The organism is Pullulanibacillus sp. KACC 23026, assembly GCF_029094525.1.
Taxonomy (GTDB): Bacteria; Bacillota; Bacilli; order Bacillales; family Sporolactobacillaceae; genus KACC-23026.
Genome location: NZ_CP119107.1, coordinates 3215935 through 3236401, shown reverse-complemented (window position 1 = coordinate 3236401; position 20467 = coordinate 3215935). Strand labels below are relative to the sequence as shown.

The window sequence follows — 20467 nt, the reverse complement described above, 5'->3', positions numbered from 1 at the left end:
AAATAAAATTTGTTGGTTTAACTTAATTGACTGTACAGGTTAAACATTGGTATCACGATAGATAACACAATAAAACCTACAACAGCTGCAAGAATGATGATCATCACAGGCTCAATGAGGGACTTTAAACGGTCTGTCATAGTCTCAACTTCTGCTTCATAGAAGTCCGCAACTTTCTCAAGCATATAGTCAAGGGCCCCCGTTTGCTCCCCAACCGCTATCATGTGATGAACAAGCGGTGGAAATACCCAGCTCTCTTTTAATGGCTCGGCTAACGATCTTCCCTTCTCTAAAGAATCTTTGGCATTTATTATGACCTTGCGAATGACCTCATTATTCGTAACTCGCTCTACAACTGTTAAGGCTTGCAGAATCGGCACGGAACTGGAGAAGAGCGAACTGAGTGTCCGTGTGATTCGAGCAATCTCAGCCTTCTGAGATAGTTTACCGAAAATGGGCACTTTTAATATAGCATAATCTAGGACCATTTTACTAGACTTATTTTGTAGCAAAAAATAGAAAAATATCGAAATAACGATGATGATGAAAAGGACGATCCACCAATAATGAACAATGACGTGGCTTAAGCCTAGTACAAACAGGGTTATAGGCGGCAGCTTCGCATTGAAGCCTTCAAACATGTTCGCAAACATGGGCACCACATAGACCATAATAAAGACAATGACACCGATCGCCATTAGGCCTATAGTCGCAGGGTAGAACATGGTCGACACTACTTTTTGTTTTAATTCATGCTGTTTTTCAGTGAAAGTGGCGAGTCTTTCAAGGGTTTCTTCAAGCGAACCGCCAATTTCGCCCGCTTTGATCATATTGATAACGAGCGGCGGAAAGAGTTTCTTATGCTGTTCACAGGCTGCTGAAAGCGATTGACCTTGCTTGAGCTCATGGGCGATTTGGGTAAGTGTTGCTTTTAAAGCCTTGCTTTCGGATTGCTCAGATAAAATTTCGACCGAGTCAACAATAGGAACCCCCGCCTTAATGAGAGTAGCAAATTGCCTGAGGAAAATAACCATATCACTGGACTTGACACTCGGCCCAATTTTAAGATCCATCGTAAGGAGAGAGGGCGTTCCTTCGGCGATCTCCATAGCAGCAATGCCTTTTTCTCTAAGAGCCTTTACGGCATCTTGTTTGGATTCAGCCGTGATATTTCCCTTTTTCATTCTGCCTTTAACATCCCGGCCTGTGTAATCAAAATACGCCAACTGCAACGCCTCCTTTTAAGTAAGGCAGGGCAGCCTCTCGGGAAATGGCTCCCTCTTTCAGCAAATCAAGAATCGCATTTTCCATGTTCTGCATCCCTTGTGCACGGCTCGTCTGAATGACACTTGGGATCTGGTAGACCTTTTCATTACGAATCAGATTTTGGATGGCTGGATTATTGATCATAATCTCAAGAGCAGCCCGTCTCCCATCATGATGAGGGGTTGGAAACAGCCGCTGGGAAATGACCGCCACGAGCTCAGAGGCAAGCTGGATGCGAATTTGCGCTTGCTGGCCGGGCGGAAAGACGTCGATGATCCGATCAATCGTACTAGGAGCATCCGATGTATGCAAGGTGGCAAAGACAAGATGTCCCGTTTCAGCTGCCGTAATGGCCGTCTGAATGGTATCTAAGTCTCTTAACTCTCCGACCAATATGATATCGGGATCTTGGCGAAGCGCGGCTCTTAGTCCACTTGTAAAATTCTGCGTGTCATACCCGACTTCGCGCTGGTCGATAATCGAGTTCTGATGCCGATGCAAATACTCGATAGGGTCTTCCAGCGTAATGATATGTTTTTTAAAGCTTAAGTTAATATAGTTAATCATAGAAGCAAGGGTGGTCGATTTCCCGCTTCCGGTTGGTCCTACAACGAGGACAAGTCCTTGAGGCTTTTGGCAAAACGTTGTGAGGATCGTGGGAAGCTTCAAGTCTTCCATCCTCGGCACATTTGGCGGAACGGCACGAAAGGCGATGCTAACGGACGAGCGCTGGCGATAGGCATTAACACGAAAGCGGGAAATGTTAGGAATACTGTAGGAAAAGTCAAGCTCCCCGTTTTCTAGAAATGTCGCATATTGTTCTTCTGTCAAAATTTCTTTTGTAATTTCCTCAGTCATATGAGGTAAGATCACAGGCCCTTCAATCTTAAAGAGGTCGCCGTGAAGCCGATAGGTCGGAGGGGTCCCAGCCGATAAGTGAATATCTGAAGCCCCTCTTGAATACGCAAAATTTAACCAGTCATCTAACTCTGTTTTCATTGAGACACCGCCCTGTTTGATACTCTTAATACCTCTTCTACTGTGGTAATTCCTTGTAAAGCTTTCTTAAGTCCATCATGTATTAATAAGGCGTGTTGGCCGGAAAAGGCATAGTCCTGGATGGAGGAAGCTGAATGATTGTTCATGATTTTTCGGCGGATCTCTTCATCAATAACCAACACTTCGTGAACCGCGATACGCCCTCGATAACCCGTCATATTACATCTGCCGCAGCCAACTCCACGATGGAGATGCTCTGGGACTTCCATCCCTTGATCTTTAAAAATGGATTTTTCCATTTCACTCGCTTCATAGCTTTCCTCACAATCTCGACAAATTCGACGGACAAGCCGCTGGGAAACGGCCCCTGTTAATGAGGAAGCCACAAGAAAGGGTTCCACACCCATATCGATTAAGCGTGTAATGGTGGAAACGGAATTATTGGTGTGAATGGTGCTTAGTACTAAGTGGCCAGTAAGAGATGCTCGGACCGCGATATTTGCCGTCTCGGTATCCCGTATTTCTCCGACCATGATAATGTTAGGGTCCTGACGCAGAATCGCTCGCAGTCCATCCGCAAAAGATAACCCAACACGTGGATTCACCTGGATTTGGTTAATACCCTCAATTTGATACTCAACCGGGTCTTCAACTGTTATCACGTTGACCGTTTCGTCATTCAACTGATTAATAGCGGCATAAAGGGTAGACGTTTTACCGGATCCCGTAGGTCCTGTGATTAAAACAATTCCCGTTGGATTGGCAATAAGCTGTCTAAATTTCTTTTCATTGTCTGGATCAAAGCCTAAGTGACTCATATTGACAATCGCTTCGCCGACCGTAAGCAGCCGGATAACAATTTTTTCCCCAAGAATGGTAGGCAGCACGGAAATTCGCAGGTCAATCTGCTGATGGTCCATCGTGATTTTCACACGGCCGTCTTGTGGTCTTCTTGTTTCAGTAATATTAAGATTAGCCATGACTTTAATTCGGACAATTAACATTCTAAGCATATCCCGAGGCAATGTCCGTTCAATTCGCAGCATCCCGTCTACACGGTAGCGTACTTGGATGGAGGTTTCTTGAGGCTCAATATGAATGTCACTGGCCCGCTGTTGGACCGCGTTTTGGATGAGTTGGTTGACAATACGAATGACAGGGGAGTCATCTTCTTCCAAATCATAATTAATCGGAGCACTGCTGTCCTGGATGGTGTCCGGAACCAATTCATCTATGTTTTCTGTGACTTCGTAAAATTTGGTGATGGTGCGCTGAATATCTTCTTCAGTTGCCAGGACCGTTTCGATCGTAAAACCAGTCGATAAACGCAAATCTTCTATTGCATAAAAATCAAGTGGATCCGCCATGGCTACGGTCAATTTATTATTTTCCTTACTAAGAGGAATTAACAGATTACGTTTGGCAAATTCCTTCGATATGATGGATTTTAATGAAGGATCAAGCGGATATTGATAGAGACTCACAAATGGGATACCCAATTGAATCTCAAGCACTTCCAAAAGCTGCTGCTCGGTTAAATACCCGCTTCTTACAAGCGCGTTTCCGAGCTTCTCATTTGGATCCTTTTCTTTAAGGGTCTTGTCCAATTGTTCTTGCGTAATCGTACCGACTTCAATTAACAAATCTCCAAGTCGTTTATGTTTGCGTATCAACTCGCAGTCCTCCCATGATGAACTAACACTCGGCTTCTTATAGTAGGTAATAAGTCTCGTTTGAAAGTGGATGTTTTTAAAAAAATATCTTTTATAGGTATAAAGGACTAATTCATCAAAGAATAATCATTGAATCTAAGTGTAATATAGTATACTCTGACATTAATGTATATAATCCGACACGAAAATGACTGATATTTTTTTTAGCCGATAGGAGAATAGGACCAAAATGAAAAGAAAGATCGTACACTTAGTCACCTCCAAATCAGGATTTACACTGATCGAAGTCATGGCCTCTATTGTTCTCCTTGCCTTAATTGTAGGACCATTTTTGACTATGTTTGTCCAATCCTCCAAAACCAATCAAATCACTAATAAGGTGGATGACGCCACCTTTGTCGCGAACAGTGAGATGGAGTTTTTTTATAATCAAAGTACATCTTCTTCCATCAGTCAAATTTCGACTAATCCTGGCTTAGTAACCGGGTATACGCCAACGGTTCAAAATTGCAGTAGTACAGGATCACTCTGTTATACAAAAACAAACGGCACTCATTATGTGTTCGTTCAACTCACACCGAAACAAACGCCATTGGAAGATGTGACGGTAAAAGTCTATAAAACGGCTGCCATGAATCAACTGCAAGCGCAAATGGAGACGGTGTACTCGTGGAAAAATTAAAACGTATTTCCAAACACATGTCGGGCAACCAAGGTTTAACTTTAGTTGAAGTTATGGCTACATTAGTCATCCTCTCTATTGTTCTTGTTATGATTACTTCTATCCATCTTCTTGGTTTAAAAGAATACAATGTGCAATCACAAAATCTCAAAAATCAAGATAATGTAAGACTCGCTATGTCTCTTCTGACTAAACAAATAAGGAGTGTTGATCTGAGTGATCTAACCGTTGACGAGAATAACACGCCGGCGAATCCTTATGATAACAGCTTGAAGTTTGTCAAAGAGAACGTGACCTATAAAGAAGGCACGTCTGCCATAAATAAAAATGGCCAGCCTGTGGTTAATGGAATCAGTCAGTTCGGGGTCACTCTAATAGGAAATAAAGTAACCCTTACTTTGGTAAGTGTTCCAGATCAGCAAGGGAATAAAGTAACCCTTTCTACAAATTTATATATTAGACAATAAATGAATCAAAAAGCGTTTAGTTTAATTAAAGATGTCTTGGAAAATAAGCCTGCAAAGAGGAGGCTTAGAAACTGATGAGAGTAGGGAAAGGAATGCGAAAGGGATTTGGGAAGGCTTTAAGACAACTCCAGAATCAGCAAGGCATGGCGCTCGCTATTGTTTTGATGGTTATCGTTGTGTTTTCCATTCTAGGAGTAGGTCTCCTAACAGTTGCTGAGACGAATATCAAGCTTGCGACAGTCGATCGGAGTCACCAATCCGCTTACTATATAGCTGAAGCAGGGGCAACCTATAAGTTAAAAGAGATGAATGATCAAATTAATAGTACGTACAAAACGGCAACTAGCGCTTCCGCCTTTTTTAGTACGCTTGCAACTTATCTAACGGCTTCTAACTACGCTGATTTTTCTCCCCAGAACGGGAACCAACCAACAGCAACAGCTAATGTGCAAGATGTCACACCGAGTGGCAGTGCAGCAACGACCAAACAATATAAGATTACTTCAGTTGGAAAAATTGGGACAGAAACGGCTACGGTAACCCAATCTTTTAGTGTTAATTATGTGTCAAAAACTCCAACTTATGCTTTACCCAATATGACTGTTTTTACGACCTCTCAGGATAGTTCGAAACCATCCATTGACTTGGAAGCGAGCGGTACTATTATTGGAACAGCTGGAACAAGCGGAGGGGTCCACTCAATTACGATGTCAGGTGGGGGAGGTAACCGAATTGACGGCAATATATATTATGTTGGACCTGCTTCGATTGCAGGACAAGTTGTTAATATACAAACGAATGGCATTACTCTTAAGAGCACGCCTCAGCCAATCACTGGTTATTCAATAAAATTACCAGATTTCCCTGTTTATCCAAGCTATCCAGTGCCTGCTAATGCATCCGTCCCATCTGATTCAAATTCATACGAAATAATTAAGAATGGGGTTCTGGATGTAAACAGTTGGATTGCACCAAATTACACTTTAACAATGAATAATAACATGTCTTTTTCAAAGATTCACATTGGGAGTAATTATACTCTAACCATTGATACTGGAAATACCGATAGAAGCATTGTCGTCGATCAATTGTCAGTTGAGACGGGTCACCTTGTTGTAACCGGAAGCGGCAAGCTCACGATTTATGTTAAATCGAGCTTTACCACCGGTTCTGGCAGTATTAATCAATCAGCAAATGGGTCTGCGGGTGATCCTAATAAATTAAACATTTATTATGGTGGAACGAATGATTTGACATTTGCGAGCGATATGCCAATTTATGGGAATCTCTATGCCAAAACGGCAGATATAACAATTACTGCTGGAGCTGGTTTTACAGGGGTCATTTTGACTGGCGGTCAGCACTTTACAGTCAGTGGGGGAACGTCTAACACCACTCAATTATTTTTTGCACCCAATGCCGACTTTTATCTTTCTAACGGGGGACAGATTAAAGGCAATGTTATTTCCAAAACTTTTAAGGCGGATGGGGCAGGCAAGATAACGAATGGAACAATTGATCCTTCAACTCTTCCGTTTTTTCCTAGCGATTATTTTACTTCTTCGGCTGGTACTTCAACCGGCGATCCGGACCTTGTTTCAACCAACCCAATCCATCAACAGTAAAATGATGATAGTCAAAGAGCTTGGTACAAAACTAAACTAACTGACTTATCTTATAAATGAAAAACCGAACCCATCACGTTAAAAGGTGTGAATAAGTTCGGTTTTTTCTATTCGTAAAATTCTTCTGTCCCAGCCTCTTTATTTTATAGCTGTATTAACCCCTAAAGTAAACATTCTTTTTACAGTTGTGCCTGCACGTCGGTGTGTTTAGTATGAAGCAGGATCGTTCTGTCAGGTGTGACATCAAAGGTGAAGGAATCTCGTCCGTACGGTGGATTGTGCGCCCCTTCAAAGGTTTGAATACTAACGGTTACAATAAAGTGGAAGCCACCGCTTTGCGGACGTTCGATTGTTTCGATCTTTGCATTAAAAAGATCGTAAGGCTGCGGTTTACCATACACCTTTTCAACGGCTTCATCGAGAGCAGGGGTTAGGAGTGTGAGCAAGGTGTCTTGCAGTTGGTCATTCTTTTCATCGATTGAGACAACATTCTGAGCATGGGGTTTAGCGAAAGTTTGTGCAGCCGGCATGCCTAGTCCAATGAGGCAGCCTGAAATAAGTATCATACATCCTTTTTTAAATTTCTCCATGATTATCACCCACTCTTAACATTTCCTTTTTTTAATAAAACATGTCAAAAAGGTAAAATTAATCCTTAAGCCAAAATATCCGAACAATCATTTGAAAGTCAAGGTTATGTTAAACTATAAAGTGAAAAAATGCTGACATAAGAGAGGTTGACTAATATGGATCATTTAATAGAAAAGACGCTTTCATCCAAGGTCTTGTTTGAAGGCCGTGTCATAGACGTCTATTTTGAAGAGGTAGAGCTTCCTAATGGACAAACGAGCACCCGTGAAATCGTGAAGCATCCGGGAGCGGTGGCGATTATTCCGATCAACTCAAAAGGAGAACTTTTATTAGTCCGCCAGTTCCGGAAGCCGCTTGAGAAAATTCTTTATGAGATTCCAGCAGGAAAGCTTGAAAAAGGGGAAGAACCCGAATCCTGTGCTTACCGGGAATTGGAGGAAGAAACTGGATTTAAAGCGCTTGGACTAGAGAAGATTGCAGAGTTCTACACGTCACCTGGATTTGCTGATGAAAAAATCTTCATCTATTATACCAACCAATTGGAACAAGGTCAGGCAGAATTGGATGAAGATGAATTTTTAGACCTTGTACCCGTAAGCTTAAATGAAGCGAAAGACATGGTGAAGGATGGACGAATCGGTGATGCTAAAACCGTTTATGCAGTGCAGTATCTCGAGTTACTAGAGCTAAAGAAGCAGGTGTGACGATGGAGTCATTGAAAACCATTTATGCCGATTTACATATTCATATCGGGCGAACAGGCTCCGGAAGACCCGTCAAAATAACGGGCTCGAGATCACTGACACTTGAAGCTATTTTAGAGGAAGCGGCGTTTCGCAAAGGTCTAGATTTAATTGGTGTGATTGATTGCCATGTTCCTGAGGTATTGGATGAATTAACACAGCTGATCGAGTCAGGCCGAGTGATTGAACTGAGCGAAGGTGGACTTCGTTTTGATGAAGTCACCCTCATTTTAGGTACAGAGATTGAAGTCAAAGAGGAGTCGTCAAAAGGACCGATTCACCTCTTAGCTTATATGCCAACCTTAAAAGCGATGAGGACATTTAGCAGCTGGCTGTCCGAGCACATGACCAACATTACGCTTAGCACCCAGCGTTTTTTTAACGGGACCGCAAGAGATATTCAGTATAAGACTAAAGCGCTTGGAGGATTGTTTGTTCCTGCTCATGTTTTCACCCCTTTTAAAAGTTTATATGGCGTGGGAGTGACGCAGTCTTTGAGTGAGATTCTGGACCCTGATGCCATTGATGCTATTGAGCTTGGCTTAAGTTCAGATACAGAAATGGCCGAGCAGCTGTTGGAGTTGCGTCAGTTCCCTTTTTTATCCAACTCAGATGCCCATTCGCTTGCGAAAATCGCGCGTGAATACCAAACCATGAGGGTAAAGGCTGCCACTTTCTCAGAATTAAAAAAAGTGTTAAAGCACGAGGAGGGAAGAGCCATTCTAGCCAATTATGGACTCAACCCGCGCTTAGGGAAGTATCACCGTTCGCGTTGTGCGGACTGTCAAGCGGATGTAGAGTCAGAACTTATGGGTCAACCTTGTCCCGCTTGCGGCAGTAAACGGCTGATCAAGGGCGTCTATGAACGTTTGGTGGAACTTTGCCCTGGAGAGCTTCTTTCAGGAATGGAAACAATCGCTCACCCGCCGTACATTCATCAAGTTCCATTAGATTTTATTCCTGGAATCGGGAAGAAGACGCTAATGAAACTGCTTGATCATTTTGGGACGGAGATGGCGATTCTCCATGAAGTGCCGATTGAAGCACTCGAAAAAGTAGTGGGTGAAGAGATTGCCGAGCGCATTGTCCGTGCCCGAGAAGGAACCCTTACCATCCAAGCAGGCGGGGCCGGTCATTTTGGCAAAATCACTTAATTAGGAGGGGACGGTTCGAGCTTCCGGGCAAAAAAAGGAACGCGAGAACCGTCCCCGCATTTCAACCCGTTTCAAATTAGTTTCTTCTTTCTATTAATTTGAGTCATAGAGTTGTTAGCCGATTCATAGAATGGAATCAGATGATTGAATGATGTCGGTGCTCGGACCTTGATAGAATGAAGAAAGAGGGTAGGCTAATGTCCAAAACATTAAAATCTCGTATCTTGAGTCATTTACAAGAAAATATCTCTCTTTATATTTTTTCCATTGCGCTTTTTTTAACAGGGATTATTTTCGGCGCGATTATTGTCAATAGTCTGCCTGCTAGTGCGAAGACGAATCTTTTAACTTATTTGAATACTTTCTTTAATGAAATGGGAAAAGGGAATCTGGTTGATCCCTCCTCCTTATTTAATGAAAGCTTTACTCATGGATTTCAATATCTCGGCTTTATATGGTTATTAGGACTCTCGATTATTGGCTTGCCACTAATCTTTGTTTTATTATTTTTAAAGGGAATTGTGGTCGGTTTCACGGTAGGCTTTCTCGTTAACCAGATGGGCTGGCATGGTTTTTGGATGGCGTTAGCAAGTGTGTTTCCACAAAACTTAGTCTTAGTTCCCGCTTTTATTATTGTAAGTACAGCGGCCGTTTCTTTTTCACTAAAAATGATTCGGCAGCTTTTGATGAAAAATCGCAAAACACCTCTTTTTCCTCAATTTGGCCGTTACGGTCTCTTGATGGTCGGGATGATCGGTGTGATTGTAGTCAGCTCTCTTTTTGAAGCCTATATTTCACCGGTCTTGATGAAGGGGATTATTCAATAGAACCGCTTGTTGAATAGTCAATTAACCCCTCTTTAACTAAAGAGCAACAAACAGATACATTTATAATCATTCTCATTTATACATTAGAATAATTACAAATTGACACTGCTTCCACTGCCCTTTATAATTGAGAAGTGAAAAGGGGCGAGGAGGTACCTAGATGGAGGAACGAATAGACCGAATTAAGAAGCAGTTGCACTCTCAGAAATATAAGCTGACCCCTCAGCGTGAGGCGACTGTCCGTGTACTACTAGAAAATGAAGAAGATCACTTGAGCGCGGAAGACGTTTACCTCCTAGTCAAAGACAAGGCGCCTGAGATAGGACTTGCTACGGTATACCGAACCTTAGAGCTTTTAACCGAGCTTAAGGTTGTAGATAAAATTAATTTTGGTGATGGGGTCTCTCGTTATGATCTCCGTCAAGAAGGAGCCGCCCATTTCCATCACCACCTAGTCTGCATTGAATGTGGTGCAGTTGATGAAATTCAGGAAGACCTTCTTGGTGATGTTGAACAAGTGGTAGAAGCGAATTGGCATTTTAAAATAAAAGATCATCGTTTAACGTTTCACGGCATTTGCCATCGCTGCCAAGCCCGTGAGAAAGACGGTCGATCAGAAGCTTAAACCAAAAACCTTTTCCGGCTATATAGGAGAAGGTTTTATTTGCATAAAGTGCGCTTGCCTGTGTATAAATCCGTTTTGAATTGGCATATCTTGTACTATTGGCCAAGTTCTTATATTGGATTAAAGCAAGATACAGGAGGAGCGTCATGAGAAAATCGTTTAGAACTTTTTTGGATTCACTGAAATTATTTGTGTTGTTTATTACTTGTACCGTCATGTTTTATTTTGGGCTCAAATGGCTTGATCAGCACTATGCAAGCTCTCATAAATACGATGAACCAGGGGATGGGGCGGTCAAGGTGGTTGGTCAAATACCTGCTCAAAGTCAACCAACCGCTGCTCGGCTTTCGAATCGCTTGTTTCAGTTTTTGCGTGACGGGGAATAGATATTGGCGTAAGATGGAGACTAATGAGTGTTAAACTAAAAAAGATGAGTGATGTAATAGAAAGGGGGCCGCGATATGAGTGAAGCGCGTTCATTTGACCGAGTGGCTTTAATTGTTTTAGATTCTGTAGGGATTGGCGAGGCACCCGATGCAGCTAAGTTTGGTGACGAAGGGGCCGATACATTAGGGCATATTGCCGAAAGCTTAAATGGCCTAAAACTCCCTCATATGAATGAATTAGGCTTGGGACGTCTTAGACCAGATGTTAAAGGCTTGTCGCCTGATGTCGCAGTAAAAGGCGGTTATGGCATTCTTCAAGAAGCTTCTAATGGCAAAGATACGATGACTGGCCACTGGGAGATTATGGGCTTATACATAGAAAAACCTTTTAAAGTCTTTCCAGAAGGTTTTCCTGAGGAGCTTTTGTCCGCTCTGAAAGAAAAAACAGGAAGAGGTATACTAGGGAATAAACCGGCCTCAGGAACGGAAATTATTGAAGAATTAGGCGAAGAGCATATGCGGACAGGGGACCTCATTGTCTATACGTCTGCGGATTCGGTTTTACAAATTGCCGCCCATGAAGAGGTCGTGCCTCTTGAGGAGTTGTATCGGATTTGTGAGACGGCCCGTGAGATGACGCGCGACGTTCCTTACTTAATCGGCCGCGTCATTGCCCGTCCATTTGTCGGACAACCCGGTCATTTTGAGAGAACACCGAATCGCCATGATTATGCGCTCAAACCGTTTGGACGCACCGTTATGAATGATTTGAGTGACGCAGGCTGGGACGTCATTGCTCTAGGAAAGATTAATGATATTTATGATGGCGAGGGTGTAACCAAAGCCGTTCGGACAAAAGATAATGCGGACGGCGTTGACAAATTGCTTCAGACTCTCGATGAACCATTTAACGGGCTTGCTTTTTTAAATTTGGTCGATTTCGACGCTAAATACGGGCACAGACGCGACCCAGAAGGCTATGGACGTGCTCTTGAATACTTCGATGCCCGTCTGCCCGAAATAATTGGCAAGCTTGGTCCGCGCGATCTTCTCATGATTACAGCGGATCATGGAAACGATCCTACTTATAAAGGAACGGACCATACACGTGAAGTGGTGCCGCTGCTTGTTTATCATAATGGAATGAAGGCTGGGACTGAGATATCTACAGGGGATACGTATGCGAATATTGGTGCGACGATCAGTGAGATATTTCAAGTGAAAGCACCTGTTTACGGACAAAGCTTTCTTAACCAGATAAAAGGGTGACGAAGATGAGAATGGTTGATTTAATTCAAAAGAAACGTGATCAAAAGACGCTTGCGACAGAGGAAATCAATTGGCTGATTCGCGGGGTGACAGACGGCACCATCCCTGATTATCAAGTCTCTGCCTGGTTGATGGCGGTTTATTTTAATGGGATGTCGAGACAAGAAACTCGCGATCTCACACAAGCCATTGTACAATCCGGTGATACGATCCAACTTAATGGGATCAAGGGGATTAAAGTGGACAAGCACTCGACCGGCGGCGTAGGAGATAAGACAAGCTTGATTGTCGGACCGCTTGTAGCGGCGGCTGGCGTACCAGTAGCCAAGATGTCAGGGCGCGGGCTTGGACATACAGGAGGCACCGTCGATAAGCTTGAATCGATTGCGGGCTTCCACACGGAATTAGACGAAGCAGCTTTTATTGAACATGTCAATAAATATAAGCTTGCTATCGTGGGCCAAACCGGACAGCTTGCTCCTGCTGACAAAAAGCTCTACGCCATGCGCGATGTCACAGCCACCGTTGATTCAATTCCGTTGATTGCAAGCTCCATCATGGGCAAAAAACTCGCATCAGGCGCTGACGCTATTATTCTTGATGTTAAAGTTGGAAACGGTGCGTTTATGAAAACGCTGGATAAGGCGAGAGAACTCGCTGAACAAATGGTTGAGATCGGAAAAGGGTTAGGTAAACCAACCATCGCGATTCTTTCAGATATGAATGAGCCTCTTGGCTATGAAGTAGGTAATGCCAATGAAGTGAAAGAAGCGATTGAAGTGTTAAAAGGAAATGGGGAGCCGCGTTTAACCGAGCTTTGTCTGACCATTGCCTCTCACATGACGATTCTTGGCGGAGTTTATCCCTCTTTGAACGAAGCAAGGCAGGCGCTTGAAGAGATTCTTCACTCGGGTAAGGCTCTTAACATGTTAAGAACATTTGTGGAAGCTCAAGGCGGCGATCCGCTCATGATCGATCAGCCTGATAAGCTTCCACAAGCGCCTCATCAACTACCGGTCCTAAGCGATAAGGAAGGGATAGTCGAGTCGATTCAAGCCGATGAGGTAGGACTCGCAGCGATGAAGCTAGGCGCTGGCCGTGAAACCAAAGAGGGGTCGGTCGATCACAGTGTCGGGATCACCTTGGTTAAGAAAGTGGGAGACCGAGTTGAAAAGGGAGAGACTTTGGCCTTTATTCATGCAAAAGAAACCAACCCGGTTGAAGCTCTGAATCAATTGAAGGAAGCCTACTCGATTTCAGATGAATCGCCTTCCGTTCCACCGATTATCTATGAAATCATCCAATAGAATAATGCTAAAAAAACAAGACACGGGCTCGGGCCCATGTCTTGTTTTTTGTTTTAGAAAGAAAAAACGCCGACTTATATGACTTTTGCACGCTCGTTTTTTGGCTTATGAGCTCTTTTAACGGTCCTGCAAATCAAGAGAATGGCTAAACGGGTTACAAATAGAGCATCCTATGTCCGGATTTCACACTTGCAACAAGTCTCCTGACCCCGCCTACCTGCTTATTTTTCAAGTTCCAGTGCTTGTCCCTCTGAATGCCCCCAAACACACCTCTCAACAGCCCTTTAACTATAAAATTTTATTCTGGATCGTGACGTATAAATTTTCCTTTGTTGGAAGAAAATAAAGGATACGTCGAATGGAGGGATACAATCTATGAAAGCAACACTGGCAATTGTAATGAGTGCCATGCTCCTTGTTCTGAGCATTCCGGCTCATGTGTCTTTTGCAGCAGAAGAATCAACCCAAAAATCAGCCATGTTAGATAATGTGAGCTCTGCCATTCTAATTGAACAAGACACAGGGAAGGTGCTCTTAGAAAAAAATGCAGAAAAGGAATTGCCGCCAGCAAGTATGACGAAAATTATGACCCTATTACTCATTTTCAAGGCACTCGACCATCATGACATCTCGCTAACTGATAAGGTTCGAATCAGTGAACATGCTGCTTCGATGGGCGGCTCACAAGTCTACCTAGAACCCGGTGAAGAAATGACGGTTAACGATTTGTTAAAAGCCATTGCTATTGGCTCAGCTAATGATGCTTCAATGGCCATGGCGGAGTACATAGCAGGTTCTGAACAAGAATTTGTGAAAAAGATGAATGAAGAAGTGAAAACCCTTGGTCTCAAACACACTCATTTTAATAACCCAACAGGATTGCCAGAGAATGATCACTACTCTACCGCTTCCGATATGGCGAAGATGGCACAAGCTTTGCTTCAGTATCCAGATGTTCTAAAATATACGTCCCTATATGAGTCTTACTTAAGAGAGAACACCGATAATAAATTTTGGTTAGTCAATACCAATAAGTTACTAAAGGCCTACCCGGGTGTTGACGGGTTGAAAACCGGGTTTACCAATGAGGCGAAATATTGTCTAACAGCAACAGCCAAACGAGATGGAATGCGCGTTATCGCAGTCGTAATGGGTGCTCCGACATCCAAAGAACGTAACCGTGAAATTACTCAGTTATTTGATTATGCATTTGCCAATTACAAAACGAAACCCATTTTGGCAAAAGGAAAAGTCGTGAAAGAAGTAACGATTAGCAAAAGTGAAGAAGGAACGGTCCCAATTGTGACTCAAAGACCGGTAGTCGTTCTGCTCAAAAAAGGAACAGGAGCTGCAACACCTAAATTAAAAACAGACATTGTGATCAATAAAAATTTGAAAGCACCAATGAAAAAGGGAACAGTTGTAGGAAGCTATGAAGTGAAAGATGGGCAAAAAGTCTTGTCTTCCACTCCATTAATCGTTTCAACAAATATCCATGAAGCAGGCTATTGGCAATTGCTCAAGCGTTCTGTAGGAAAAATGACAAATTGGTCTTGGTAGGTCGAATGTTAACTAGTTTTGTCGACGTGAAGGAATCCCGCAGTCTTTTATAGAATTCTGTCTCTAGTAACCATTTCTATTAAACCGAGAGCTTTAATGACATGGTACTTAAGCTCAAGTTAGAACTAAATTGTTCTAGATGGAAATGAGATGTGCTAAAGGAGGAGAAGCCTGTGGGCCTTCAAGTCAAATTAGAAGTCAAACATGAAGTGCTTTGTATACGTTTGGAAGGAGAATTAGATCACCATACGGCGGATGAGCTGCGCGCGCGCGTTACCGAAGCTATTGAAAAGCAACCTGTGCGTCATATTCTATTAAATTTAGGGAATTTAGAGTTTATGGATAGTTCGGGTTTGGGCGTCATATTAGGACGTTATAAACAAATTACGAGCACAGGAGGAGAAATGGTCGTTTGTTCGATCTCGCCCCCAGTCAAGCGATTATTTGAGATGTCTGGTTTATTTAAAATTATTCGCTTTGAAGAAAATGAAGATTATGCGCTTCATGCATTGGGGGTGGCTTAGTTGAAAAATGAAATGACGCTGGAATTTTCAGCTTTAAGTGAGAACGAATCCTTTGCTCGAGTAACCGTTGCGGCATTTGTCGCTCAATTAGATCCAACGATGGATGAACTAACGGAGGTCAAAACAGTCGTTTCCGAAGCGGTGACGAATGCGATTATTCATGGCTATGAAAATAATGGAGAGGGTAAAGTCTATATCCACGCTGAGTTAGTGGATGGATCTCTGCATTTAGTCATTAAGGATAAAGGGGTCGGCATTGTTAACTTGGATGAAGCGAGACAACCTCTATTCACAACTAAGCCTGAACTTGAACGTTCTGGAATGGGCTTTACGATTATGGAAAATTTCATGGATCATGTTGAAATCCAAACGGCTCCCGACCAAGGAACAACCGTTATTCTCACCAAACATCTTTCCAAGAACAAAGCCTTATGTAATTAGGGAGACTTGCAGATGGATGTAAATTTAACGCGCGATAACAAAGAGCCGCTACTTGATGACGGGGAAGTAAAAGCATTAATCGAACGGAGTCAAAATGGGGATAACGAAGCGCGAGATTTGATTGTTCAACGGAATATTCGTTTGGTATGGTCCGTCGTTCAACGCTTTTTAAATCGCGGGTATGAATCAGACGACTTGTTTCAAATTGGTTGTATCGGTCTTCTGAAATCCGTTGATAAATTTGACTTGAGTTATGACGTTAAATTTTCAACATACGCGGTGCCCATGATCATTGGAGAAATCCAGCGCTTTATCAGGGATGATGGCACAGTTAAAGTCAGCCGATCATTAAAAGAGATGGGAAACAAAGTCCGTAAGAAAAAAGACGAATTGTCCAAAACCTACGGCCGAAACCCAACTGTTAATGAACTGGCGCTGGCGCTGGAAATATCTCCTGAGGACGTGGTCATGTCACAAGAAGCGATCCGCACCCCATCGTCCATCCATGAAACCGTCTATGAAAATGATGGAGACCCCATCACTTTGCTTGATCAAATATCGGATAAGGATGAAGCGAAGTGGTTTGATAAAATTGCTTTGAGAGATGCGGTCGGGCATCTTCAAGAACGCGAAAGGCTCATTGTCTATCTGCGCTATTTTAAAGATCAAACCCAGTCGGAAGTTGCCAAACGCCTCGGAATATCACAAGTGCAAGTCTCTCGATTAGAGAAGAAAATACTCAATGACATCAAAGGCCAAATGGTAGAGTAATCCACCAAAACATGGGGACGGTTCTCACGTTTCATTCGAAACGCGAGAACCGTCCTTTTTCTATATCCCACGCTTTTGGCTCCCGGCAGGTCTCGTTTTGGTGTATTGGAGCCTTTAACGCACACTTTTGGCTCGCGCCACGCCCCAATTTGGTGTGTTGGAGCCTTCAACGCACACTTTCGGCTCCGCGCGCGCCACCTTTTTGTGTATTGGAGCCTTCAACGCACACTTTTGGCTCCGCGCGCGCCACCTTTTTGTGTATTGGAGGCTCCAACGCACACTTTTGGCTCCGCACCCGCCACCTTTTTGTGAATTGGAGCCTCCAACGCACACTTTCGGCTCCGCGCGCGCCACCTTTTTGTGTATTGGAGGCTCCAACGCACACTTTTGGCTCCGCGCGCGCCACCTTTCTGTGAATTGGAGCCTTCAACGCACACTTTCGGCTCCGCTCCCACCTCAATTTGGTGTGTTGGATAGAGCCCTTGATCTCAAGCAGAAGGCTCGCAAGAGAAATCAAAAAGGGTCGGCTGATCCGCTTGTTGGATTCAATTGATGAGTAAGAAGCATGATTTGGGCAGACAATATCCATAATAAGGGTACGGAGGTGATGGATGTGACAGAATCAACGGTTTATTTGCGGCTGAGGTATAAACTTATGGCTTCTTCGAATGAACGGCTGACAATTAATCGCCTAGCCAAAGTCATTGCGCCCAAGCAGGTGGCTGATGCCATTCAGGAAATCCACATTCAGACCATCCAACCAGAGGATAGCTCACACCTTGTTATTGATGCCATTGATGTCATTAAAGCCATTCATCACTATTTTCCGGAGCTTGATATTCAGACAGTCGGACCTGCGCAAACGATTATTGAAGTGGCCTCAAACAAGAAGAAACGGGTGCGGCCTTTTTTTATTGCTTTAGTATGGCTCCTTTTATTCATTGGGGCAGCGCTCACGATTATGAATTTTCATGAAGATGTGGCAATGGGGGATGTTCATAAGCGTATTTATACGCTCATGACGGGAGACCACAAAGAGAACCCATTAATTATTCAAATTCCGTATTCGATCGGAGTTGGGGTTGGCATGGTCTTATTTTTCAACCATTTATTTAAAAAGAAATTCAATGAGGAACCGAGTCCATTGGAAGTGGAGATGTTTAATTACCAGCAGAATTTAGATCAATTTGTCATCTTTCAAGAAAAAATGAAGAAAGAGCAAGAGGAACATGATTAAATCCTTTGTAATAGCTTTTGTTGGATTCGCAGGAGGCCTTTCGGTAGGCGCGGCTTTTGTGTCCTTCTTAGCCGTTGTCGGTCTGATTCCAAGGCTTGCGCAATTAACGAAATCTTATCATAAAATACGCTCTTACGAATGGGCGATTATTCTTGGCGCGTTAGTCGGGACCATGTGCGGCCTTCGTTCGATGGAATTTCATCTCTTACCGATTTTACTCGTTCCAATTGGACTTGGTCTTGGCGTATTTGTTGGCATGGTAGCAGCCGGATTAACAGAAGTCCTAAATGTATTGCCGATCTTGGCGAAACGTCTGGGAGTGAACGAACAAATCTTGATTCTGCTCATGGCAATTGTTCTAGGAAAGATGCTGGGTTCTCTTTTTCATTGGTCTTATTTTGTGAATCATTAGAAGGCACACATCGTGTTTTTCTAATAAGAAAGTTAAAAACGTGGCAACTTATACCTATCTGGAGGGATGAAGTATGAAACAACTTGATCACCCAAAAGAATATAAGAAAAATGTTAAAGCTTATTATCCAAAACCAAAGTATTTTATGAATTGCTTGAAAGCCTTTATAGTAGGCGGGTTAATTTGTGTTTTAGGCGAAGGTATTGAAAAATTTTATATGACCTATTTTAATTTTGATGAAAAGTCAGCGGGTAATCCGACGGTTGCAACTTTAATTTTGATTGCTTCACTTTTGACAGGATTTGGTGTGTATGATTCGATTGGAAAATTTGCAGGGGCGGGGTCCCTTATTCCGGTCACGGGCTTTGCCAATTCCGTTACAAGTGCTGCTCTTGAACATAAAAGTGAAGGTATTATATTCGGAATTGCAACCAATCTGTTTAAATTAGCAGGGGCCGTGATCGTGTTTGGGGTGGTTTCCGCAACCGTCTTTGGTGTAATTCGACTAACCATTGATCGATTATTAGGGTAGGAGGGAGCTCGAATGAGACAAGGCAAGCAAACATGGGTGTTTGACCAATCCCTATATCTAACATCGACAGGAACAACAGGAGGTCCGTTAGAAAAAAAGGGCCCTTTAGGTTCAACGATTGATAAAACCTATGATCAGCTTTATGCAGGTGAGAAAACATGGGAGAAAGCTGAACGAAAGCTGATGCGTGAAGCGATCGATATTTGTTTAAAAAACATAAATAAAAAGCCTGATGAGATCGATTTCTTTTTTGCGGGCGATTTACTTAACCAAACCGTCACCTCTAACTATATTGCCAATGAATTAAAAATTCCTTATTTTGGCTTATTTGGAGCCTGCTCAACCTCAATGGAGGCGTTAGGATTAGGCGCTCATTTTGTCGATACCGGGCGGGCCGATATGGTCTTAACGGCAGTCAGCAGTCATAATGCATCGGCAGAACGGCAATTTCGTAATCCAACTGAATACGGCGGTCCCAAACTCGGGACAACCACGTTTACCGTTACAGGAGCAGGTGCTTCTATTGTCAGCCGCACTCCTTCTCCAATCAAAATCACCGCAACTACATTTGGGAAAGTCCAGGACTGGGGGATTACGAATGCAAGCGACTTAGGTTCGGCCATGGCACCGGCTGCTGCTGACACGATTGAGCAGCATTTTAAAGATACCGGTCGAAAGGTAACGGATTATGACATGATTGTGACCGGTGATTTATCGAGTATCGGCAGTCCAATACTTAGGGAGTTAATGTGGGAAAGAGGCTATGACATCAGCATGGTCCATCAGGATTGCGGTTTGATGATTTATAGTCCGGACCAGCCCGTTTTTGCTGGAGGAAGCGGTGCTGCTTGTTCAGCCGTTGTCACGTATAGTTATCTCACACAGTTGCTCCGAAAAAAAGAAGTCAAACGAATTTTTGTTGTCGCGACCGGTGCTTTGTTTAACCCAACAATGATTCAGCAGAAAGAATCGATTCCTTGTATTGCACATGGGGTAGTTTTAGAAGCAGCAGAAGGAGGGTTAGGATGATCTTTCTTTGGGCATTTTTAGTCGGCGGCATTATCTGTGTGGTCGGTCAGCTTCTATTAGATGTCTTTAAACTAACACCTGCACATGTTGTGGTTATATTTGTTGTCTTAGGAGCCTTTCTCGATTCCTTTGGGCTTTACGATCAATTAATTGAGTTCGCTGGAGCAGGCGCGACCGTCCCCATTACAAGTTTTGGCCACTCACTCCTTCATGGGGCTATGCTTGAAGCCGACGAACATGGTTATTTAGGAATCTTAATGGGAATTTTTAATTTAACGGCAGCTGGTATTTCATCCGCCATCCTATTTGGTTTTCTTGTTGCGCTAATTTTTAGACCGAGAGGGTGA

At 43.2% G+C, this 20467-nt stretch carries 23 protein-coding genes; 19 read left to right on the top strand and 4 right to left on the bottom strand.

All coding sequences use genetic code 11. The features are described from left to right. Positions 1 to 17: 17 nt before the first annotated feature. From PU629_RS15000 to PU629_RS14990, 3 genes are read right to left on the bottom strand one after another with little or no spacing between them, the layout of a single operon-like run. Complete coding sequence (locus PU629_RS15000) at positions 18 to 1226, bottom strand: type II secretion system F family protein (RefSeq protein ID WP_275280872.1); 1209 nt, start codon at positions 1224 to 1226, stop codon at positions 18 to 20. Next, positions 1213 to 2265 carry a type IV pilus twitching motility protein PilT gene (locus PU629_RS14995; RefSeq protein ID WP_275280871.1) on the bottom strand — a complete coding sequence of 351 codons (1053 nt, stop codon included), beginning with the start codon at positions 2263 to 2265 and terminating at the stop codon, positions 1213 to 1215. Before PU629_RS14995 ends, PU629_RS15000 begins: the two co-directional genes overlap by 14 nt. After that, positions 2262 to 3938, bottom strand: a complete 1677-nt coding sequence (locus PU629_RS14990) for a GspE/PulE family protein (protein ID WP_481900437.1) — start codon at positions 3936 to 3938, stop codon at positions 2262 to 2264. Before PU629_RS14990 ends, PU629_RS14995 begins: the two co-directional genes overlap by 4 nt. Positions 3939 to 4167: 229 nt before the next feature. On the opposite strand from PU629_RS14990, the gene PU629_RS14985 reads away from it, so the two are divergent. From PU629_RS14985 to PU629_RS14975, 3 genes are all read left to right on the top strand, one after another. Next, a complete protein-coding gene (locus PU629_RS14985; RefSeq protein ID WP_275280870.1) occupies positions 4168 to 4620 on the top strand; it encodes a type IV pilus modification PilV family protein in 453 nt (150 codons plus the stop codon). Then, the gene (locus tag PU629_RS14980; RefSeq protein ID WP_275280869.1) at positions 4608 to 5087 is read left to right on the top strand and encodes a PilW family protein; all 480 of its coding nucleotides are present in this window, start codon (positions 4608 to 4610) and stop codon (positions 5085 to 5087) included. The genes PU629_RS14985 and PU629_RS14980 overlap by 13 nt, the downstream gene beginning before the upstream one ends. A gap of 74 nt (positions 5088 to 5161) precedes the next feature. Beyond that, positions 5162 to 6712 (top strand): pilus assembly PilX family protein, encoded by a 1551-nt coding sequence (locus PU629_RS14975; RefSeq protein ID WP_275280868.1) that lies wholly within the window; start codon positions 5162 to 5164, stop codon positions 6710 to 6712. 179 nt (positions 6713 to 6891) lie between these two features. Here PU629_RS14975 and PU629_RS14970 read toward each other — a convergent pair whose 3' ends face one another. Continuing rightward, positions 6892 to 7302 (bottom strand): DUF3888 domain-containing protein, encoded by a 411-nt coding sequence (locus PU629_RS14970; protein WP_275280867.1) that lies wholly within the window; start codon positions 7300 to 7302, stop codon positions 6892 to 6894. 156 nt (positions 7303 to 7458) lie between these two features. Here PU629_RS14970 and PU629_RS14965 point away from each other — a divergent pair, with 156 nt between their 5' ends. The 16 genes from PU629_RS14965 (at position 7459) to spoVAE (ending at position 20467) form a co-directional block, all read left to right on the top strand. After that, on the top strand, positions 7459 to 8007 hold the full coding sequence (locus PU629_RS14965; protein ID WP_275280866.1) for an NUDIX domain-containing protein: 549 nt from the start codon (positions 7459 to 7461) through the stop codon (positions 8005 to 8007). Between the two features lie 11 nt (positions 8008 to 8018). After that, positions 8019 to 9200 carry an endonuclease Q family protein gene (locus PU629_RS14960; protein WP_275284443.1) on the top strand — a complete coding sequence of 394 codons (1182 nt, stop codon included), beginning with the start codon at positions 8019 to 8021 and terminating at the stop codon, positions 9198 to 9200. Positions 9201 to 9397: 197 nt separating this feature from the next. Then, positions 9398 to 10027, top strand: a complete 630-nt coding sequence (spoIIM, locus tag PU629_RS14955) for a stage II sporulation protein M (protein ID WP_275280865.1) — start codon at positions 9398 to 9400, stop codon at positions 10025 to 10027. Positions 10028 to 10187: 160 nt separating this feature from the next. Further along, positions 10188 to 10652 carry a ferric iron uptake transcriptional regulator gene (gene fur, locus PU629_RS14950; RefSeq protein ID WP_275280864.1) on the top strand — a complete coding sequence of 155 codons (465 nt, stop codon included), beginning with the start codon at positions 10188 to 10190 and terminating at the stop codon, positions 10650 to 10652. A gap of 146 nt (positions 10653 to 10798) precedes the next feature. Continuing rightward, positions 10799 to 11038: a DUF4227 family protein gene (locus PU629_RS14945; RefSeq protein ID WP_275280863.1), complete on the top strand. Its 240-nt coding sequence runs from the start codon at positions 10799 to 10801 to the stop codon at positions 11036 to 11038. A gap of 75 nt (positions 11039 to 11113) precedes the next feature. Next, positions 11114 to 12307: a phosphopentomutase gene (gene deoB, locus PU629_RS14940; RefSeq protein WP_275280862.1), complete on the top strand. Its 1194-nt coding sequence runs from the start codon at positions 11114 to 11116 to the stop codon at positions 12305 to 12307. 5 nt (positions 12308 to 12312) lie between these two features. Further along, positions 12313 to 13614 carry a pyrimidine-nucleoside phosphorylase gene (locus PU629_RS14935; RefSeq protein ID WP_275280861.1) on the top strand — a complete coding sequence of 434 codons (1302 nt, stop codon included), beginning with the start codon at positions 12313 to 12315 and terminating at the stop codon, positions 13612 to 13614. Positions 13615 to 13989: 375 nt separating this feature from the next. Continuing rightward, positions 13990 to 15174, top strand: coding sequence for a D-alanyl-D-alanine carboxypeptidase family protein (locus PU629_RS14930; RefSeq protein WP_275280860.1), 1185 nt, complete (start codon positions 13990 to 13992; stop codon positions 15172 to 15174). A gap of 173 nt (positions 15175 to 15347) precedes the next feature. Then, entirely contained in the window at positions 15348 to 15698 is a 351-nt protein-coding gene (gene spoIIAA / locus PU629_RS14925) for an anti-sigma F factor antagonist (protein WP_275280859.1), read from the top strand. Beyond that, entirely contained in the window at positions 15699 to 16139 is a 441-nt protein-coding gene (gene spoIIAB, locus PU629_RS14920) for an anti-sigma F factor (RefSeq protein WP_275280858.1), read from the top strand. 12 nt (positions 16140 to 16151) lie between these two features. After that, positions 16152 to 16910, top strand: a complete 759-nt coding sequence (gene sigF, locus PU629_RS14915) for an RNA polymerase sporulation sigma factor SigF (protein WP_275280857.1) — start codon at positions 16152 to 16154, stop codon at positions 16908 to 16910. Between the two features lie 565 nt (positions 16911 to 17475). Further along, the gene (locus tag PU629_RS14910) at positions 17476 to 18147 is read left to right on the top strand and encodes a stage V sporulation protein AA (RefSeq protein WP_275280856.1); all 672 of its coding nucleotides are present in this window, start codon (positions 17476 to 17478) and stop codon (positions 18145 to 18147) included. Further along, positions 18140 to 18559, top strand: coding sequence for a stage V sporulation protein AB (locus PU629_RS14905; RefSeq protein ID WP_275280855.1), 420 nt, complete (start codon positions 18140 to 18142; stop codon positions 18557 to 18559). Before PU629_RS14910 ends, PU629_RS14905 begins: the two co-directional genes overlap by 8 nt. 73 nt (positions 18560 to 18632) lie before the next feature. Then, entirely contained in the window at positions 18633 to 19091 is a 459-nt protein-coding gene (spoVAC, locus tag PU629_RS14900) for a stage V sporulation protein AC (protein ID WP_275280854.1), read from the top strand. 12 nt (positions 19092 to 19103) lie between these two features. Beyond that, positions 19104 to 20120, top strand: a complete 1017-nt coding sequence (gene spoVAD, locus PU629_RS14895; protein ID WP_275280853.1) for a stage V sporulation protein AD — start codon at positions 19104 to 19106, stop codon at positions 20118 to 20120. Beyond that, positions 20117 to 20467 carry a stage V sporulation protein AE gene (gene spoVAE, locus PU629_RS14890; RefSeq protein WP_275280852.1) on the top strand — a complete coding sequence of 117 codons (351 nt, stop codon included), beginning with the start codon at positions 20117 to 20119 and terminating at the stop codon, positions 20465 to 20467. Before spoVAD ends, spoVAE begins: the two co-directional genes overlap by 4 nt.

Coding starts and splice junctions, on each gene's coding strand:
- PU629_RS14910 (WP_275280856.1), top strand. CDS start 17,476: ATGATTTGGGCAGACAATATCCATAATAAGGGTACGGAGGTGATGGAT.
- PU629_RS14945 (WP_275280863.1), top strand. CDS start 10,799: ATGAGAAAATCGTTTAGAACTTTTTTGGATTCACTGAAATTATTTGTG.
- PU629_RS14985 (WP_275280870.1), top strand. CDS start 4,168: ATGAAAAGAAAGATCGTACACTTAGTCACCTCCAAATCAGGATTTACA.
- PU629_RS14970 (WP_275280867.1), bottom strand. CDS start 7,302: ATGGAGAAATTTAAAAAAGGATGTATGATACTTATTTCAGGCTGCCTC.
- PU629_RS14975 (WP_275280868.1), top strand. CDS start 5,162: ATGAGAGTAGGGAAAGGAATGCGAAAGGGATTTGGGAAGGCTTTAAGA.
- PU629_RS14935 (WP_275280861.1), top strand. CDS start 12,313: ATGAGAATGGTTGATTTAATTCAAAAGAAACGTGATCAAAAGACGCTT.
- PU629_RS14995 (WP_275280871.1), bottom strand. CDS start 2,265: ATGAAAACAGAGTTAGATGACTGGTTAAATTTTGCGTATTCAAGAGGG.
- PU629_RS14965 (WP_275280866.1), top strand. CDS start 7,459: ATGGATCATTTAATAGAAAAGACGCTTTCATCCAAGGTCTTGTTTGAA.
- deoB (WP_275280862.1), top strand. CDS start 11,114: ATGAGTGAAGCGCGTTCATTTGACCGAGTGGCTTTAATTGTTTTAGAT.
- PU629_RS14905 (WP_275280855.1), top strand. CDS start 18,140: ATGATTAAATCCTTTGTAATAGCTTTTGTTGGATTCGCAGGAGGCCTT.
- spoVAC (WP_275280854.1), top strand. CDS start 18,633: ATGAAACAACTTGATCACCCAAAAGAATATAAGAAAAATGTTAAAGCT.
- sigF (WP_275280857.1), top strand. CDS start 16,152: ATGGATGTAAATTTAACGCGCGATAACAAAGAGCCGCTACTTGATGAC.
- fur (WP_275280864.1), top strand. CDS start 10,188: ATGGAGGAACGAATAGACCGAATTAAGAAGCAGTTGCACTCTCAGAAA.
- spoVAD (WP_275280853.1), top strand. CDS start 19,104: ATGAGACAAGGCAAGCAAACATGGGTGTTTGACCAATCCCTATATCTA.
- PU629_RS14930 (WP_275280860.1), top strand. CDS start 13,990: ATGAAAGCAACACTGGCAATTGTAATGAGTGCCATGCTCCTTGTTCTG.
- spoVAE (WP_275280852.1), top strand. CDS start 20,117: ATGATCTTTCTTTGGGCATTTTTAGTCGGCGGCATTATCTGTGTGGTC.
- spoIIM (WP_275280865.1), top strand. CDS start 9,398: ATGTCCAAAACATTAAAATCTCGTATCTTGAGTCATTTACAAGAAAAT.